The organism is Frankia sp. CoBUL1, from assembly GCF_978021245.1.
Genome location: NZ_CDXDOS010000049.1, coordinates 1 through 18347, shown reverse-complemented (window position 1 = coordinate 18347; position 18347 = coordinate 1). Strand labels below are relative to the sequence as shown.

General features: G+C 69.3%; 15 protein-coding genes. 5 read left to right on the top strand and 10 right to left on the bottom strand.

Annotated elements, in window-relative coordinates; genetic code table 11:
• Window positions 1-761 precede the first annotated feature (761 nt).
• A complete protein-coding gene (locus AC08OX_RS06465) occupies window positions 762-1970 on the bottom strand; it encodes a lipase family protein (RefSeq protein ID WP_476606977.1) in 1209 nt (402 codons plus the stop codon).
• Window positions 1971-2565: 595 nt separating this feature from the next.
• Here AC08OX_RS06465 and AC08OX_RS06460 point away from each other — a divergent pair.
• The gene (locus AC08OX_RS06460) at window positions 2566-3372 is read left to right on the top strand and encodes a DedA family protein (RefSeq protein WP_476606976.1); all 807 of its coding nucleotides are present in this window, start codon (window positions 2566-2568) and stop codon (window positions 3370-3372) included.
• A 409-nt stretch (window positions 3373-3781) separates the two neighbouring features.
• On the opposite strand, the gene AC08OX_RS06455 is transcribed toward AC08OX_RS06460, so the two are convergent.
• Window positions 3782-4120 carry a P-II family nitrogen regulator gene (locus tag AC08OX_RS06455; protein WP_476606975.1) on the bottom strand — a complete coding sequence of 113 codons (339 nt, stop codon included), beginning with the start codon at window positions 4118-4120 and terminating at the stop codon, window positions 3782-3784.
• 146 nt (window positions 4121-4266) lie between these two features.
• On the opposite strand from AC08OX_RS06455, the gene AC08OX_RS06450 reads away from it, so the two are divergent.
• Entirely contained in the window at window positions 4267-4809 is a 543-nt protein-coding gene (locus tag AC08OX_RS06450; RefSeq protein WP_011434509.1) for a YbhB/YbcL family Raf kinase inhibitor-like protein, read from the top strand.
• Between the two features lie 71 nt (window positions 4810-4880).
• On the opposite strand, the gene AC08OX_RS06445 is transcribed toward AC08OX_RS06450, so the two are convergent.
• From AC08OX_RS06445 to AC08OX_RS06420, 6 genes are all read right to left on the bottom strand, one after another.
• A complete protein-coding gene (locus AC08OX_RS06445) occupies window positions 4881-6986 on the bottom strand; it encodes a conjugal transfer protein TraC (protein WP_476606974.1) in 2106 nt (701 codons plus the stop codon).
• Window positions 6983-8485: an SCO6880 family protein gene (locus AC08OX_RS06440; RefSeq protein ID WP_476606973.1), complete on the bottom strand. Its 1503-nt coding sequence runs from the start codon at window positions 8483-8485 to the stop codon at window positions 6983-6985. Before AC08OX_RS06440 ends, AC08OX_RS06445 begins: the two co-directional genes overlap by 4 nt.
• Before the next feature lie 39 nt (window positions 8486-8524).
• Window positions 8525-9907, bottom strand: coding sequence for a TrbL/VirB6 family protein (locus AC08OX_RS06435; protein WP_476606972.1), 1383 nt, complete (start codon window positions 9905-9907; stop codon window positions 8525-8527).
• The gene (locus AC08OX_RS06430; RefSeq protein ID WP_476606971.1) at window positions 9904-10686 is read right to left on the bottom strand and encodes a DUF8175 domain-containg protein; all 783 of its coding nucleotides are present in this window, start codon (window positions 10684-10686) and stop codon (window positions 9904-9906) included. The genes AC08OX_RS06435 and AC08OX_RS06430 overlap by 4 nt, the downstream gene beginning before the upstream one ends.
• Window positions 10687-10755: 69 nt before the next feature.
• Complete coding sequence (locus AC08OX_RS06425; RefSeq protein ID WP_011434514.1) at window positions 10756-11172, bottom strand: DUF6112 family protein; 417 nt, start codon at window positions 11170-11172, stop codon at window positions 10756-10758.
• An 89-nt stretch (window positions 11173-11261) separates the two neighbouring features.
• A complete protein-coding gene (locus tag AC08OX_RS06420; RefSeq protein WP_476606970.1) occupies window positions 11262-12398 on the bottom strand; it encodes a MinD/ParA family ATP-binding protein in 1137 nt (378 codons plus the stop codon).
• A 1480-nt stretch (window positions 12399-13878) separates the two neighbouring features.
• On the opposite strand from AC08OX_RS06420, the gene AC08OX_RS06415 reads away from it, so the two are divergent.
• The 3 genes from AC08OX_RS06415 to AC08OX_RS06405 are packed head-to-tail and all read left to right on the top strand — an operon-like array spanning window position 13879 to window position 15994.
• Complete coding sequence (locus AC08OX_RS06415) at window positions 13879-14307, top strand: helix-turn-helix domain-containing protein (RefSeq protein ID WP_476606969.1); 429 nt, start codon at window positions 13879-13881, stop codon at window positions 14305-14307.
• 40 nt (window positions 14308-14347) lie between these two features.
• Window positions 14348-14992, top strand: coding sequence for a hypothetical protein (locus AC08OX_RS06410; protein ID WP_476606968.1), 645 nt, complete (start codon window positions 14348-14350; stop codon window positions 14990-14992).
• A 6-nt stretch (window positions 14993-14998) separates the two neighbouring features.
• Window positions 14999-15994 carry a C40 family peptidase gene (locus tag AC08OX_RS06405; RefSeq protein WP_476606967.1) on the top strand — a complete coding sequence of 332 codons (996 nt, stop codon included), beginning with the start codon at window positions 14999-15001 and terminating at the stop codon, window positions 15992-15994.
• Between the two features lie 45 nt (window positions 15995-16039).
• Here AC08OX_RS06405 and AC08OX_RS06400 read toward each other — a convergent pair whose 3' ends face one another.
• Window positions 16040-16198, bottom strand: a complete 159-nt coding sequence (locus AC08OX_RS06400) for a hypothetical protein (protein ID WP_023840589.1) — start codon at window positions 16196-16198, stop codon at window positions 16040-16042.
• A 323-nt stretch (window positions 16199-16521) separates the two neighbouring features.
• Window positions 16522-18120: an FAD-binding oxidoreductase gene (locus AC08OX_RS06395; RefSeq protein WP_476606966.1), complete on the bottom strand. Its 1599-nt coding sequence runs from the start codon at window positions 18118-18120 to the stop codon at window positions 16522-16524.
• Between the last annotated feature and the right edge of the window lie 227 nt (window positions 18121-18347).

The window sequence follows — 18347 nt, the reverse complement described above, 5'->3', positions numbered from 1 at the left end:
AGCCTGAGCGGACGGCGGAGGAGAAGACCGGTGAGCTCGACCGACCGCGACGGGGACGGCCCCGGGATACGACGATCGACACTCGCGTGATCTCCGCCGCAGTCGCCGAGTTGGCCGAGCACGGCGTCGGCGGGTTTCGTGGGTTCCACCGGTCCCGCACGCTGCCCTCCGATGGCTGCCCTCCCATGGGCAGCGTGCGGGCGATATCTCCAGGCGGTACGGGGCCGTGCTCAGGTGACGATGCCCCACCCGGGCAAGAGCGATATGAGCTGACGATCAACCAGCTCGGGCAGGGTCCATCGGCTTTGGCCGCCCGTGCCCACGCTGCCCGTCTCCGGACGATGGTTGACGGTTCTGCCGGTCACCTGGCCTGGTGCTGGTGGCCGGATTGCCCCTTCGCCGTTGATGGGCACGGTGGGGACGGTCAGTGGAAGGTCGAGGGACGGTCGGTCGACGGTGCTCCACACAGCCCGGGGTGGGAGAACGACGGCGGTTTCGTCGGTCACCGTCGTGGGTGCTGGTGAGCGGATTCATCGCTTATCGCCTCGGGGCAGTGCGACCCGAGCGGGCTCTGCACCGCGCCCGCGGACTTATCCACAGGGTGGGTGCGTCGCCATGGGCAGCGGGCGGCGACGTTTTCCACATCAGCTACCGGATCAGCCACCTGACGGTCCCCATAGATGGGCAGGGTGTGCTCGGGCGCACGGTTGTCCACAGGCCCTGCCGTGAGCCGGGGACGGGCCCGTTTAGCCGGGGACGGGTTATCCGAACCGAGCCGCGCGCATCTCGCAGATGTCGGTGACCGGCGGCGGGTGCGGGGCGAAGCGCTGCGCGACCCAGGCGGTGAGGTCGGCCATCGATGCGCCGAGGACGGTGCCGTGGTCCGCGTCGGGGTAACGCCGGTAGTCCACGGTCGTGCCCTTCCGGCACAGCCCGGTGACCACGCTGTCGGTCACCGGGCGTCGGATCACCAGGTCGAGGTCGCCCTGGAGAACGAGGGTCGGAGCCATCTTCCGCAGGGCCACCTCTCGCTGCCGGGCGAATCCGGCTGCGAATGGCTGATGATCCAGTGGATTGACGGTAAAGGCGGTGTTGACGGACGTACCGATGCTTGCCCTGATGAGGTCGGTGGCGCAGCGGTCGCGGGCGATCGACAGCAGTCGCCGGCCGGTCGGGGTGAGTACCCGGTCCAGGTTGATCGTCCGGTCCTCGACGGACAGCCCGATCATCGCCAGCAGGACATAGGCGACCCCGTCGGCATTGTGCTGCAAGGTGGCGAGGGATGCCGGCAGGTCGGCCAGGGGAGCGGTTGCGACGACTCCCCGGATCCGTAGCTCGGGTGCGTAGGCGGCGGCAATCGCTCCGGCGGCCAACACCGCCTGGCCGCCCTGCGAATAGCCCCAGAGGACGACGTCGCGACCGGCACCGGTTGCCTTGAGGGCGGCGGCGGCGCGCGCCGCGTCAAGCACGGCCCTGCCCTCCGGCTCGGCAACATAGATCGCGTGTTCGCCGGGACTCCCCAGCCCCGGATAGTTTGTGAGGGCCACGACATAACCGGCCTGGACGAGCGGAAAAGTCGAGGCGGCGGCGATCAGCGCGGGTCGTGCCGCCGACGGTGCACAGGAATCCTTGAGGCCCGTGGTGCCATGCCCGAACGCGACGATTCTTCGGCCGCCCGGCGGAACCGGAACGTTCTCCTCCGGGGCCAGGATTATCCCGGACACCGGAATGTCGACGCCCGACGTCGCGTGGGATCGGTACATCACCCGCCACGCCCGGATGCCGGTCGGGGCCGGCGCGACCACCTGACTGGACAGAATTTCCCCGCGGGTTCCCGGTGGTAACGATGCACCTCGCTCATCGGGTCCGCCGGCACTGATTGCGGGGGATGATCCGTCGTTGCCATCCCGCTTTCCGCAGGCCGCGAGGGGCAGCAGCCCGAGCAGGAGCCCGAGCAGAAGCAGGACCATGAGCAGCGGGGTACGGACCGGGCGGGAAGGGCATCGGTGCGCCCCGACAGGGGTGGCCCCCGCAGCCGGTCGCGTCGGTCTCCCCGACCGCGCTGACCGCGCTGACCGCATCGGCCGGGAGCGCGGGGGCCGTGGCGTTAACGCATCCGGCCAGGCCGGCGGATCACTCGGATCACTCGGGACAACAGGCCGCTGATCCTGGCTTGGCCGCCGATAACGCACGAATTAAGCCTAATGAGGCACATCCGGCCATCGACGTCGGCGGTCCACCTGGGCCGGCCAGATCTTGACTGGCGGCGGATCGCTGCACTGGACAATTTGGGAACCCATGATCGGGCACCTATGGTGGGGAACCTATGAGGGACGTACCGGGCGCACCCGGGCATGCCGCAACCTGCCGGGACGCGCCCGGGACATGCCTAGGACGTGCCCGGGACGCCGGGGAGCCACTCTTGCGGGTGCCCGGTGGGAGACGGGAGAGCGCTCGATACCCTTACGGTGTCCTCGGGCGGGTGCGGTGGCGGTCCCTCGACGGTTGCCGCGGTCTCACGGACGTGTCCAACCCGTCGTCAAAGCCTGTCGGAGGCCCGCGATAGTGAATGCATTCGCGTCGAACACCCTCGCTCTCGGCCCTGGCGTCCTCAGCGCGGACAGCTTGGCCAAAGCGGGCCTGGCCGCCGTTCTGCTGATCGTCTTCGCGGAGTCCGGTCTACTGGTCGGGTTCTTCCTCCCGGGTGACTCCGTGCTGTTCACCGTGGGTATGCTGATCGCCCGCGACGAGCTTTCCACCCCGCTTCCGGTGGCGGCTGTCCTGATCGGGCTCGCCGCGGTGGCTGGCGACCAGGTCGGCTACCTAATTGGTCGAAGAGTTGGTCCGGCGTTGTTCCGACGCCCCGACTCGCGGCTGTTCAAACAGGAGTACGTCGAGCAGGCACACGAGTTCTTCGAGAAGTACGGGCCGCGGTCCATCATCCTGGCGCGGTTTGTTCCCGTGGTCCGCACCTTCACTCCGGTTATCGCCGGCGTGAGCCGGATGAACTACCGCCTCTTCATCACCTACAACATCGTGGGCGGGGTGGTCTGGGGTTGCGGCATCACGGTTCTGGGTTTCTACCTCGGCAAGATAGACTTTGTACGGAACAACATTGAGCCGATGTTGATTCTGATTGTCGTCGTCTCGGTGCTTCCCATTGCTTTCGAATTTCTCCGGGCCCGCCGTAGGAAGCGGGCCGGGAACGGTACCGTGCGGGAGGGCTCCGCTGGATTCGGCGGGAGTGCCCCGGTCACCGACGAGGCTGAGACCTTCGCGGTACGGCCACGCCGCAGCGGCGGGCGTCACTCGGTCGCCCATCAACGTCAGACCCCGGGACTGACCGAGGCTGATCGAGACGACCGAGGCTGATCGAGACGACCGAGGCTGATCGAGACGACCGAGGCCGATCGGGATACCCCGATGGTCATCGTGGCCGCGCGAACGGTCACCTGTGATGCGGGCCAAGTCGCGAGGACAGGTCCCGGCGGGCTCCGCACCGATACGGGGGGAGTCGGCGAGACGCCCGCCGGGACCCGTCAACCGTATCGGGTCAACGGGTCATTGTCGCCTCTCCTCGTCACCCAAAGGTGGGAACAGTCGCTGGTCGCACACCGAAAGCATCGTTTGTATGACGATCGTCTCACTATTGATGGGTGGTGCCGTGGCCTTGGGGACCATCGAGCGATCGCGGCAATCGAGCTGGTCACGGTCGGTGCAGTCTGCTGGTCACCGTCACCGCAGCCGGGTGACCGCCGCCGGACTCGCAAGGCGTCCGGACTCACAAGGCGTCCGGCCCGCGTTCCCCCGTGCGGACGCGGGCGATGGCGTCGACGGGAAGGACCCAGATCTTGCCGGCTCCGCTGGCCGCCGATCCGCCCGATCTCAGGATCACCTCGATGACGTCCTCGACGTCGCAGTCCGCGACGACGCACTCGACCCGCACGGCGCTCACCGACTCATCGTGGAAGGTCTGCCCGCGATACGTCTGGGTACGCCACAGTTCGATGCCGAATCCGGTCACCTGGCTGACCGTCATACCCTGAATACCGAAGGTCTCAAGGGCGGTGCGTACGTCATCGATGCGATGTGGACGCAGGATGGCGGTGACCAGTCTCACCGGGACCTCACCAGGTTGTCTGGAACCGCATGCCGACGGCCCGGCGCACCTTCGGGATGAGGTTTCATCGCGGAGAAGCGTAGAGCCGGCAAGCGACGGTTCCGTCTCGGGAATGTCATCGAATGGCGTAACGGAAGGAATGGTAGATGTCCCTGCTCGACCGCGGTACACCCCCCGACCCGTTCGACGTGCTGCCCGCCAAACCGCTGTTCACCGTGACCAGTACGGACCTCGTCGACGGTGGAGTCGTTCCGTCCGATCAGGTGCACACCAGCGCCGGGGGCGCCGACATCTCCCCACAGCTGGCCTGGTCCGGTCAGCCCGCCGAGACCAGGAGCTTCGTCGTCACCTGCTACGACCCGGACGCGCCCACCGGCAGCGGATTCTGGCACTGGGTCCTGGTGGACATCCCCGCGGCGGCGACCGAACTTCCTCGCGGCGCGGGCAGCGGAGACTTCACCGGCCTGCCCGCCGGCGCGTATCACGTGCGCAGCGACTGGGGCTCCAAGGCGTATGGCGGGGCCGCGCCGCCGCAGGGCGACGTACCGCACCGGTACATCTTCACCGTCCACGCGGTCGACGTGCCGAAACTAGAGATCAACGACGAGGTCTCACCGGCCGTCGTTGGCTTCAACCTCACCTTCCACACTCTCGCCCGGGCCGTGCTGCGGGTGACCTTCCAACGCTGACGCGGGGCCGCCCTGCCGGCGCGGCGAGATCCCCGGGGATCGTCCCTGGGGATCGTCGTCCCCGGGGATCGTCAGCCGGTGGAGCTGGGACTGGGCTCCACGGGCGGGTAGCCGAACCCGCCCGTGAGGTCGGCGGCCCGTGGGACGGCCGGCCCGCCGGCGAGCTCCCGGTCGGCGAGCTCCCGGTCGCCGAGGAGTTCGTCGGCCATCCGGCGCAGCCTGCCGGGACCGAGATCCGGCGGGTCCAGCTCGGCCGGATCCAGATCGTCGGGGGTCAGGTTGGTGTCGTCGACCTCGCCGTGCATCTTCGAGCCGTTGAGCACCACGGGGATCTCCAGGTCGCCGACGACGTGCTCGACGTAGAAGGCGCGGGCGCCGATCAGCCACAGGGCGTAGCCCGGGTCGAGCCTGGGGAGCAGGTCGGCGGCGACGTCGGTGAGCCCGAGCGCGGCCTGCGTGTCGGCGATCTGATCGGACGCCTGCTTGTAGAGGATCCGGATCGCGGTTTCGGCGAGCAGGCCTTTGGCGATCTCCACCGAGTCCGGCGAGGCGGACAGCAGGTCGGAGATGCGGTGGGCGACGATCGCGTTCGCGCATCCCCACTGTCGGGCGAGCTTCTGCTGGGCGGACAGCCGGCGGACGAGGCCGGCGAACCGCATCAGCCGCCAGCACTCGTCGTAGACGACGTAGCGCTGCACGCCGTCCTGGCGCATGAGTGCCGCTTCCATCCACGCCTGCGCGCAGGTCATGATCAGGGCGATCATCTCATCGCTGCCCTGGACCCGCTCCAGGTTCAGCACGGCGATCGGACGGTCGAAGTCCAGGGGAGAGGTGGTCGGCCCGTCGAACAGACCGCCCAGCGCGCCGTGTGTGAGCCGGCGCAGGGTCAGCGTGGCATCCCGGGAGGCGTCGCGCAGCTCGGTCGCGGTCATCGGGAGGTTGACACAGTCCTCCTCGGTTGGATCCGTCATCGCCTCCAGCACGTGCGGCAGGATCGGGGTTGCCCACCGGTCCGGGGACGCCCCGGTGATCTGCCGGGTCACGACGTCGAGAGCCAGGTCGACCGCGGTGTGCTCGGCCGGGGTGAGCGGCACCCCCTTCGCCGTCTCGATCAGGGACGACAGCAGCGCCGAACGAGCCCGCTTCACCTCACGGGCCCAGTCCTCGTCGGCGATGCCCATCGGACGGGGTGGGGCGTCGAGCGGGTTCAGCCGGGTGGCCATGCCGGGCCCGATGTAGGTGGGCTCACAGCCGAGGCGCCGAGCCAGCCGCGTGTACTCGCCCTTCGGGTCACAGGGTACGGCGGCCTGGTAGCCGAACGCCGCCCCTCGCGAGATCAGCGTCTTCAGCAGCGCCGACTTGCGGGAGCCGACCGCGCCGAACACGGCGAAGTTCGGATTCTCGATGACCTGCTGGCGGTACAGCTCGAAGACGTCGAAGTCGAACGAGTTCCCCGACCAGACGTGCCGACCGATGTACATGCCGGGCGCGGCCAGGCCGGAGTCGACGACGAACGGGTAGATGCCGGCGATCTGCGCCGTCGTCTCCATGTGCGCGGGAAGCCGCAGCTTGTGGAACGTTCGCCCGCCGAACGGCCCGAACAGCCGTGGCGGCTGTGCGCCCCGGCGCAGGGCTATCTGGGCCCGGCGCATCGCCGCCTTCTCGGTGGCCGCCGCGGCCCGTTCCGCGCGCCGGCTGCGCCGGGGAGGCTCCGCGGATAGGCGTCCCTCGCGCCGCCGCCGCGGACCGCCGCCGAGGTCCACATAGCCCTCGGCATCGCGTCCCGGGTCGTGGGAGGTGGCCTCGTAGTCCGCCGCCTCGTAGCCGTCGGGGTCGTAACCGGTCTCGTCGTAGCTGGGCGGGTCGTCGAAGTTGCCGTCGTCGAAGTCGCCGTCGGGGCCCTCGTCGTCGGGGCCGCCGGGGCTGCTGTCGGCGCGCTCGGGGTGACCGGCCACGGCTTCACCGGCTGGATAGCCGGCCGGCACGTAACCGCCCACCGCATGGCCGTTGGCCGCATAGCCGTTACTCAGCTGGCCATTGCCTGGCTGGCCATTGCCTGGCTGGCCATTGCCTGGCTGGCCATGGCTCGTGTTGCTGTTACCCGGATAGCCGCCGGTCGGGTAGCCGGTCGGGACCGGGTACCCGCGCGCCGAGGCGTCGTCGTGTGCTGAGCTCACGAAACCCCCACCGCCAACGGTAGCGCTCCGACGCTGAAGCCCTGATTCTGCTCGCCGACGAGACGCACCATCTCCAACCGGCTGCGTGAGGCCAGCGTTTCGGCCTCACCGCAGGCGTCGGCGAGCCCGTCGAGGTCGTCGGCGGAGACCGTGACGAAGCCGTGGAAGCGGAAGGCGCCGAATCCGGCGATCAGCTCCTGCTCGCGGCGTTCGACCTCGTCGGCCTCGGCCACGTCGCGCTGGGTGGTGACCTTCCCGACCTTGTCCCGCATCTGCTGTTCACCGAGGTGCGCCATCCGCCGTCGGTTCACCGCCTTCTCCGCCTTCCGGCCGGGCAGCGGCTCGACCATCAGTGAAACCGTCCGCCGACAGGTCGTCTCCATCAGCAGCGGAGCGAGGAACGCGGCGGGGGAGGGCACACGCGGCCAGCCATTGATCCAGTACGTCGTGTGGAAGCCAGAGTCGGTGCGGTAGTGGTCCCAGGCGGTGACGGCCCGGACCGGGCCTGCGACCGCCGGGTCGATGCCGGACGCCAACCCCTTCAGGCCCCCGGCGAGGTCCGTACTCGCACCACCCCGCGCGTCAATCATCTCGATCGAGTACGGATCGTAGGTGGTGCGGATGACCGCGGCGAGCGCCCGTGGCGGCAGCCATCCGACCGTGTTGATGGACGCACGGGCGAGAGCCGCCTCCATCGTGCGCAGTTCGCCGAGCAGGACGGCGCAGGCCGCCTGGTCACCGCCCCCGGCCCGCTGGATCGCGCGCCGGGCGTCCCTGGCCCGAAGTTGGAACGAGAGGTAGGTCTCGTGTCGCTGCGCCACCGGACCCGCCGCGTCGATGACCTGCTGGTAGGCGTCGGCGGCCCAGGAGTCGTCGTGATGCCCGCGGACCCGCCAGTGCCGCTGAAGCTGGTCGCCGGAGTCGGGCAGCGTGCGTTCCAACCACTGGATGCGCGACAGTTTGCCGCCCCCGGCGGTCAGCCCGGCCAGCAGTTCCCCCCAGGCGTCCACCCTGGCCTGCTGGTCACCGGACTCCAGCAGGGCGAACTGGCTACCCTGCACCTGCAGGACGGCGGTGTAGGTCTGCTGCTTGGCATCCTTTACCACCGCCACGTACCGGCCGCCGCCGACCGGTACGGACAACATCACCAGCGACGACAGCGGCCCCGGGAGGACCGTTCGGCTGAGCTGGTCCTCCCCGGCGCCCAGCCGGAAGAACGCGCCACGGAACACCGTTTCGCCCGTCACCTTCTGCATCGTGAAGCCGAAGAGGATCGGCACCCACTGGTCGAGATTACGATCCTCCACCCGGACGAACGCAACAAACAGGAGCGTTACTCCCACCAGTACCCAGAGTGGGATGAACAGGAGCGGAGAGCGAAGTGCCCCGAGCACACACAGCATCACGCCGATCATCAGGCCGAGCTGCGGCCAGCGCATGCCCAGCATGACTCCGCCGCGTTCCAGCGGTCCGAAGCGGTAACTGCGTTCCGCGATCATCGACTACCTCGCTACCTCGCTACCTCGCCACTCAACTACTCACGTGCCGCCGGTGCGGGACGGCGGTACCGCCGCCGTCATCTTCGGAGGCCGGGACGCCGGCGGGGGCACGGGTACCCGCCTCGTGCCCTGACCGGTCCCGCGTGCCCCGCCCGTGACGGAACCCGGGCGCATCGTCCTCGTGGCGCCGACCGGCCTGGAATTGCTGCCGACCGTGACCGTCGCCCTGGTGGGGGTGGCGGCTCTTGCCGGTTGCCGGGTACTGCCACCGCCGGCCCGGGGCCGGCCGGCCGTCGAGCCGCGCACCGCGGCCGTGGCGGCACCCGTCCGGGATGACGTGCCCGCCGGAGCGCCGAGGCCGCTGCCACGACCGGTCCGTAGCCCGGCTGGCCGGGGCAGTGCGGGCTCGGCGCCGACGCCACCGACGTCGCCGAGCATGCCGCGGTTGCGGGTCTGCAGCCGTGCGCCGATTCCGCGGAAAGTCTCCCGCGACGTCGATCCCAGCAACGCACCCGCCCCTTGGCCGAACGACGCCGCACTGCGCCGACCTGCCGAACCGACGGCGCGCATCAGGTGGATGTCGGCGAATCCCATCAGATGCAGCAGGACGAAGGGAGCGAACACCGCCGCAATCATCACCACGGCCCCGCCGAGGATCGTCAGTGTCTGATCGACTGTGGAGCCGCTTGAGTCGCTTGCCACACCGGCACCGAGTGTGAAAATCGCGTAAATAACCGGCTTCGCGAAAATCAGCGCCAAGAGGATCTCGGTCGCCCGCTTGATCCAGGCGCTCGTGGACATCGTCGGCTGCCCGGCCAGATACACCGGGATGAACACCGCCATCACGATGATCGCGACCTTGCGGATGTACAGCACCACGAAGAGCGCAAACGAGAACAACGCCACCAGCAGCGACAGCACGATGTCGAGTGCGAAGTTCCCCTGCTCCGGTAGGGCCCGCAGCTGGGTTACCAGGGCCGAGCCGAGTGGCTTCCCGTCACCGAAGGCGTCGGCGATCCCGTCCGAGGCGGTGAGCACCATCTGTAGCAGGGTGAGTGCGACGAACGAGCCGAGGATCGCGGTGCCGGTGGAGGCGAGCGCGCGTGCGAAGATGTGAGGATCACCGCGCACGGCGCCCATGATGCAGGCGCAGATGAACAGGCCGGTGACGATCAGGACCGCCACCCCAAACGCGATGTTGTAGTTCTGGACGACGTAGTCGGCATTCAGGTTGATGGTCGTCTTCTGCGCCGCGAAGCTGAATACGGAGCTGGACAGGTCCGCCGCCATGCCGCAGAAGGCCTTGCCCGTCGAGTTGAAGTACGCATCCGCACTCCCCGCTATCGCATCCTTGATAGCACCGAGTGGATTGGGGTTGAAGGCCAGGATAATACTGCCTTCGCCTGTACCGCCGGACGTCATGAGACCGCTCCGATCAGAAGGAAACTCCGAAATTCCTCGGACCTCTGCTCAACGGGATCAGGACCATCCGGGCCATCGACGGCGTCAGAAAGTTTCCAATCTGTGCCATTCCAGCTCACCGTACAGAGGTCGGTTCCCCAGAAGTTGCGAGGCTTGTAGTTCGGCGATCCACCAATTATTCCGGCACTTGCATTGGACCAGATATATACTTTTGCCTCGTTGGGATTAAATTTTTCAATCTTATATCCGAGGGTTCGATAAATCAATTGAAAGTTCGGGGAATCTATGGATGTAACCCCGAAATTTTTTGCTGTCTTATTATTGACATCGATAAGAAGTTGGCTGAGCCGATTGGCGGTCGAGGGGTCTGCTATTGATTTAAAAATTTGCTTGAGGCGCGTGGGCTCGCGATTGATAGTTTTTCCGTATGCAGAAACGTAGTTGGCGCAGGCGCTGACGGCGCCGGCTTCGGTGTGGGGGTAGCCGACCGGGATACCGAACTCGTTGATCCGGGTGGGGACACCGGGGACTGAGGTGGGGTCGGCGGTGTTGGCCGGTTGGCTGGACGGTTTCGGCGAGGGGACCAGCGTCGGCGTCACTCCGGGCGGGGTAGCGCTCGGAGAAGCCTGCGGCGCGACGGACGCGGTATCCGGGCCATTCGAACCATTGTCTGGAACCACGTAACGGCCGATGACCAATCCGCCGATCACACTCACCGTGTCAGTGGTCACGATGATGATGATCAGGCGTCTGGCCGCCCACTCCACAAGACTTACCAACGCCCACTCCCCTCACAAGACGGCACGGTCATCATCGCAATGTCCGCCCGCTGGTATCCGGGGAACAGGTCAGAAGAGCGTTGACGATGGGTCATGGACCACGCCGGGGTCAACGGCAACGGTGAGCTCGACGGCGGGTTGACGCTGGCCAGCCGGGTTAGGGTCGGGTGCGGTGGCCGTTGCACCGGTGGCAAGGAAGAAGTTGACGAAGGCTGCCGCGGCACCGACGAGGAATGCGAGACCGAAGCCCGCGATCACACCGCTCTTGCCGACCATCGACGCGCGCTCGAGGCCCATCCGCTCGCCGAGTGCCCATGCGATACCACCCAGTAGCACAGCGGCGACCGCAGCGATCACCGCATAGGCCGCCAGGCCGTTGACCAGGTCTTTCAGAGCATTGATGCCAGGCGCCTTGGAGTCATCCGGTTTGACCTGTACCTCAGCGAGGACAACGGTCGCCTTGACGGCGGCGGCGTCCAGGATCATCTCGGTTCCTTTCCCACAGGCGGGGGGCCGCCCGGCCGATCCGGTCCGGCGATCCTTGTGGGTGCCGTTGGTGACCGTAGGTCGCCAAATCATACGCCCTGCGCCGCAGGGTGATCCTCGGTAGCCGCTCGTGGGCCGCCGGAAGCGCCAGAATCTGCACGGGCGGTGACCGCTTCCACGGCGCCGCCGGCCGCAGCCCCCGGCTGATCGACAGCGCCCGCAGCGGCCGTGACCTCGGCTTTTGCGAGAGTGAACAGGGCTTCCACGGCGGCCGCGGCCAGCTGGAGGTAGGCGCGGCGAGTACGTCGGCGTAGTCGAGGAATCCGCACCGGAGTATGCCTGCTGGGGTCGAGCCGGGCGTCGTACGGGATTCGGATCAGCGTGTCGACCTGCCGCCCGAGCCGGGCCGCCGCCGCGCGGGTCCGGGGCGAGGGACGGCCCCGGCGCGGCGCAATCATGGCTGCCACGATCATCGGCCCGCCGTGTCTGGCTGAGCCACCACCCGCCGCGTCCCGCAACGTACGCAGTCCGGTGAGTGTCGCCTCCAGATCGGCGGCGGTCGCGAGTGTGACGAGGATGATGAGGTCCGCGGCCTGGACCGCCGCAGGCGTCAGCGGTGCCTTGGCCGGCGCGTCGACCAGCACCAGTGGATAGGAATGCGCGAGCAGGCCGAGCACGGACCGCAGTCCGGTCGGGGCGACGGTGTCGTCCGCGGGGACGACGGCGGCCGCCTCGTCGCCGGAACCGCCGCCGTCGTGCCGGTCGGATCCTCCGCCAACACCGCGTCGCACGGGAAGCACGTCGAGGTCCCTGGTGCTGCCTGCGGGACGACCGCTGATCATCAGAGGTAGATCGGTCACCGTACTGTCGGAGGCTTGCCGGCGGGCGACGTCGGCGACCGTCGTCGTTCCGGCCGCGCCGACCCGGATCGCGAGCGGATCACCGCGTGGTTCGTCCTCGTCCTCGTCCTCGTCCTCGGTGCCGGCGCCCACAGGCGACGATGGCGCCGCCCCGGGAGACTCCCCCGGCCAGAGATCGACCGCGAGGACCGGCTGCGCCCGCACCCCGGCGAGGGTCAGCCCGACGACCCCGGCAAGGGTGGTGGTCCCGGAGTAGGGGAACAGCGAGGTCACCGCGATCCGCCACGAACCGGGCAACGGGATACGGGCCCGGTCGCGCAGAGAGAGCCGTACCGGGATCTCTTCCCATGGCTCGAGATCGCGCACGCCGGCCCACGGCTCCTGCCACGGCCACAGCCGACCGTCCGACGACGGCCGGCGACGCGAGACAGTCTGGCTGCCTGCCGCCGCGGCCTCGGGGGTGGATCGAGACGCCGGGGCCGGCTGCGGCTGCGGTTGCGCGGGGGGGAGCACTGGAGCCGTCGGCTGCTTCGTGTCCGCGGCTGGCGCGGCCGGCGCGGCCGGCGTGTAGCGGGCGACCGGCGGTGCGACCGGCACTGCGCAGACGTGGCCCGGGACGGACGATTCGGAGGGGACCGGATCGTCCGTGGGAGGGGCCTGCGCATCCCCGGGGCCGGTTACCTCGATCGGGCCGGTCGCGGCTGGCCGGCCGGCCGCGGTGGATGGAACGGGTGCCGTCGGCGGATCGGTCGGGCCGCCGATCGGCGCAGCATCCGTTGGCGCAGCCGGTGTCGGCCGCGGAGGCTGCGGACGGCGGGGCGCGGAGGCACGCGGCGGCCGGACGCGTGGCCCGTTCGGGGCAGGCAATGGCCCGGTCGGGTATGGTGGTACCGCAGTTGGGTCGCCACCGGCACCAGGACTCGCGGCCGGGCTGACGCCTCGGCCTGACGCGCTGCCACCCGAAGCGGTGTCCACCTCCCGCGAGGATTCCACCGCGCCCGGGGGGATCGGGGTCGAACCGCGGGGATCTGCCGGCCGGGCTGGACGGCGGGAGGGATCAGCCTGGTTACGGGGCGGAATCGCCGACGGGCGGCCGGCGCGCCGGGCAGCGGCGCCGCGGGTGCGTCGGGAGCTGGTGTCCGCGCCCGTGGTCGCCCGGCCCGGCCCGGTGCCGGGTGCCACGGTCCTGGCACCCGGCACCGATGGCGGTGTGTTGTCGGACGTGTTTGTACGGTCCGCACCCGAACGGGCCGCCGATGTCGCATCATCGAGGTGGAATGCCTCGCTCTGCCACGCTTCGTCGAGTGGCTGCGGCGAGCCCGTCCCGCCCCGCCGTCGATGCCGTCGGCGCCCGGATCGTGAACGGGGAGGTGACTCTACGTCTTCGGTGCCTGCTGCTTCGTCCCGTACATACTGATCGTCTCGTATGTACTGATTGTTCCGGATGGGCGGACCGTCGGGAGGGGAGACCGACGAGGGGATGCGGGCACCAATGAGCGAAACGGGCCGCGCGTCGCCTTCCTCACCGTACGGTGCCTGTGGCACATCGCTCACGCGCCGTCGACCTCCCGGCCTTCTAAGGTTAGCTAGTGCCAGTTAAGGTTACTTACTGTTATCTGCGCTCGGCTGCGGTCAGATCGATGTAACACGAGTCATTCGAGTATGACAAGCTCTGGTCGAAGCTACCCATCATGGGTGGGTCGGTGTACCTTCCGGAACCGGAGATGTGCCGTCCGGATTGAGGGGACGAACCGGCGGACGGTTGGCTGTGATCCGCGACGTGGCGGGCTGGGGGCGGCCTGGACGACACGGCACCGTGCGTGCGGCAGATGGGAAAGGAGCGTCGGTGGCGCAGGACGGCTTCTCGATGGCGACGCCTCGGCCATCCCAGCGCTCCGGCGCACCGCAGGGGGTGACGCCCGCGAAATCCCCGGTCGGCTCGGCCCCGGCCCGGTCTGCTCCGGCGGCATCCGGCCGGGTCCGTACGGCCTCGGCCCGCTCGACCGGCATGTCACCGACCGTCGCATCCCGCAGCACACCGGCGCCCGCCGCCGCGGCGCCTCCGCTCGCGCCGACGTCGGCCGGTGGCGTGCCGTCCCGACCCTCCGACGACGACGAAGTGTTCACCGTTGACGAACTGGTCGCCTGGTTGCGGTTATCGGAGAGCACTGTCCTCAAGCTGCTTTCGGAACGGGCCATCCCGGCTCGCAAGGTCGGTCACCAGTGGCGGGTGCGTCGGGGGCGGGTACGGGACTGGCTGGACGGTCGGGAATGAGCGCTCTCATCCCGGTGCCGCCTCGCTCCGGCCGGCCGCGGTGAGGCCCCGCCCCTGGCTGGCCGTCGGGCTGCTGCTCACCGTGGTCACCGTGGCCGGATGCGGCGTGTCGGGTAGTACTGCCGATCCGTCTCCCGCCCCGTCCGCCACCACGGGGCCACCGCCCGGGGCGAGTCAGGCGCCGGGTCCGCCGCTGGCCACCGTGTCCGCGCCACCCACCGGCGAGGTGGATCGGAAGGACCCGGCCGCGGTAGCCGCCGACTGCTTCACACGCTGGCAGTCCTTCGACGCCCGGACGGACCCCGGCCCGGCAGCCGGTGTCGAGCGGGCCCGCGATTGCCTGACCGAGGACTTCGCGGCCAGCCTGGGCGCCGGGGGCGCGGGCGCCGGGGGGTCCGGAACCGCTGCCGGCGGGGACGGTCAGGCGTGGCAGGAGGTGCGCGCCGCGGGCACCCACTCGCGGGTGACCGTGCTGGCGACCACGCCCCTGGGCGGGATCGACACGACGGCCACCGGTCGGGTGGTGCTTCAGCTGAACGTGCGCCGCGAGACGGCGGCGGGCGCCGCCGCCCCGGTGGTTACACTGTCCACCCCCGCGCTCACCCTCCTGCGCCAGACCGACGGGACGTGGCGGGTCGCCGGTGCGGATCTGTCGAGCGTCGCCGGTGACGCACCGGGCCGGTGAGGCGTGATGGCCCGCGGCTTCACCCGTAAGCGTTCCCGCTGGCTGGTCTGGACGGGGGCGGGCATGGCCCTCGTCGTCGGCGGCATCGTCATGCTGGTCGCCGTCCTCATTCTGATCATCACCGGTCCCTTCATCCAGGATCAGGGCGGGGGTAACCGGACCATCAGGAACTCCGACGGCATCCCGGCCGAGTACCTGCAGACGATCATTGATGCGGCGAACGCGGCCGGGTGCGCCGAGGTGACTCCCGCCCTGCTGGCCGCCCAGTTACATCAGGAGTCGGGTTTCAACCCGCGGGCCCGGTCACCCGTGGGCGCGATGGGGATCGCCCAGTTCATGCCCGGGACGTGGGCCTCCCACGGGCAGGGCGATGTGTGGAACCCGGCCGACGCGATCCCCGCGGCGGCCCGGTACGACTGCGCGGTGGCGGCCTCGGTCGCCTCCGTGTCCGGCGCGGCCCAGGAGAAGATGCTGGCCGCGTACAACGCGGGAGCGGGCGCGGTGCTCGCCTTCGCCGGTATTCCGCCGTACACCGAGACGCGTAACTACGTCCGCACGATCCTCGCGCAGGCACAGGTGTACGGTGACGCCTTGGAGCTCGGCGTCGACATCCCCGCAGGTTCGGTCGCCCCGATGGTCGCCTTCATGCGGTCGCAGATCGGCAAGCCCTACGTCTGGGGTGCGACCGGTCCCGACGCCTGGGACTGCTCGTCGCTGGTCCGGGAGGCGTATCGCCGTATCGGCATCGAGCTCCCCCGCGTGACGACCGACCAGCTGCGGTTCGGCCCGCAGGTCGCGGGCGTCGATCCGCAGCCGGGGGACTTACTGTTCATCCCCGGCACCGACGGCACCGCCGAGGCGCCGGGCCATGTCGGGATGTACATCGGCGACGGCCGGGTCATCGCGGCCAAGGGAGCGCGGTGGGGGGTCGTCGAATCCGACATCTCGGACTGGAGTGGGACCGTGGCCGTGACCAGGCCGCTGGCTAGGCAGCGTTCCTGACCCGGATTTCCTGCTCCGGGCACTCCGGGTGCGCCGTTGCTCCGCTCAGGTAGCCGCCTGGGACACGAAGGTGGACAGTCCGTCGGCCACGCCACCGAGCGCACCGACGGCGCTGTGCACCACATCGGCGGCGTTACCCGGTGCTGTCACCGCGAAGAACAGGGCGAACAGCCCGACGCCATACGGCCAGAAGATTTTTTTCATCGAGGACCTCACAGAAAACCCAGTCGACACGGCCAGACGGACACCAACGTCGGTTCGCTACCGACAGCATGTGTGTACTCACCTTGAGTAGTCGCTGCAAGATGAATCGCCGGAGCGGCGAGTGAACTGCGCGGTGGCGGGGCCGGGGGACAGCGGATGGACAGGGATCTGACCATAGGTGGGCAGTAGGCAACGGATGGGTGAACGGATCTAATAGTGCATGCGACCCCGGGTCGGTTGACTTCGATTCCCGGCGCGGGGTGGCTGTCCGGGGCAATGGCCGGCCTGGCCGGGGAAGCTCCCGCCGGAGCCGCTCAGGACCGTCAGGACGGCGCGATGCTCTGCGCGAAGCGGAACAGGTTGTCCGGGTCGTAGGCGCGCTTGACCTGGCGCAACCGCGGAAGGTTCGCCCCGTAGTACGCATCGGCCCAGGTGGTGAGGTCCGGGTCGATGTAGTTCTGGTACGCCGACGACGACATGAACGGCGCCGTCGCCGCCACCGTGGATCGCAACCAGCTCTGGTTAGCCTCCTTGTCCGCCGGGGATGCGTCGACGGAGTAGCCGGCGACGAACTGGGCGCTGGCGAGCGTGTTGCGGTGCACGAACGCCGTGTCACCCGGGCCGACCCGGTTGATCGCGCCGCCCCAGGAATCCAGGATCACGCCACCCGGACCGGCCCCGGGTGTGCGCTGGCGTCGCTCGAGGGCGGCGAGCATCGTCTCGACCCCGCCGGCCGGCATCGGTTCGGTGAGGAACGCCGAGGCGGCCCGTTGGGCCACCCGTGGCAGGGTGCCTCCGGGCGTCCGGTCGCGCAGGTGGCACGCGTCGACGCTTTTGCCCGCGCAGCCCGCCTCAAGCAACATCGTCTCGAGATGGCCACGCTGGGCGACGAAGGTGCTCGAGGGCCTCCGGCCGACGGCGGCGACGAGGTCGGCGAGTCGATCCCGCAGCCATGTGATCCGCGTGTCGTCGGCGCCGCCCGCGAGCACGCCGCTCACCCGCAGGGCTGGGCTGCCGGTGGCCCCGGTCGTCGGCATCGAGGTCACGACGCAGGTCGACCACAGGTCCTCCGGCGCGCCGCCGCTGTCGGCGATCCAGCCCTGCCACGCGGTGAGCACGTCCGCCGCCACGTCCCAGGGCCAGCGGTAGGTGAACAGCGCCAACGGTGTCGCCCGATGGGTGGCGAAGGTGAACGACGTCACGATGCCGACGTTGCCCCCGCCCGCACCGCGTAGCGACCAGAAGAGGTCCGGCTCGGTGTCGGCGTCGGCGCGCACAGTATCCCCGGAGGCCAGCACGACCTCGGCGGAGACCATCCGATCGCAGGTCAGACCGTAGCGCCGGCTCAACACTCCGATGCCGCCGCCGAGGGCGAGCCCGGCGATGCCGACGGTCGGGCATGATCCGGCCGGCAGCGCCAGCCCGTTCTCGGCGAGTGCGGAGTAGACGTCGATCAGCAGCGCTCCGGCCCCGATCAGCGCGGTGCCGTCGGGCCCCGGCCGGACCGACGCCATCGCAGTCACGTCCACGACCAGCCCGGTCGTCGTTGAGTAACCCCCGTAGCTGTGGCCACCGGCCCGCGCGACGAGATGTATCCCGGTGGAGCGGGCGAAGTCGATGCAGGCCGTGACGTCCCCCGCGGACATGGCACGGACCACCGCCTGCGGACGTACCGCGTCGAAAGCCGGGTCGAACAGCATGCTGGCGACGGCGTAGTCCGGATCGGTCGGTCGCAGCAGCGGACCGGTCAGCCGTTCGTCGAGCGTGCGCCAGTCGATCTCCGTTGGTATCGGGTGGGGGGCGTCCTCCTGCTGACAGGCGCTCATCAGGCCGCCACCGAGCCCGAGCGCGGCGAGCCCGAGCCCGCCGGCTCCGGCGGCGGCGGTCCGTAGCACCGATCGTCGGTCAGGCTCGTAATCCACGGTCAGTCCTCACGGCTGCTACGAGTCCGGGGAGTGGACGATGGTCGTCACGAGTCGTCAGACCATCCGTGTCATCACGACACCCTAGGTCACCGGCGACAGCTAGCCCTGTCTTCCGCACATGGGGTTTCGATGCGTTGACCGGCCCGGCTGTCGATCATGGTGGTCGGGTGGGGTCGACGCCGAGGATGTCGAGGAGGTGCTGGTGTAGGGCCGAGGGGCGGGGG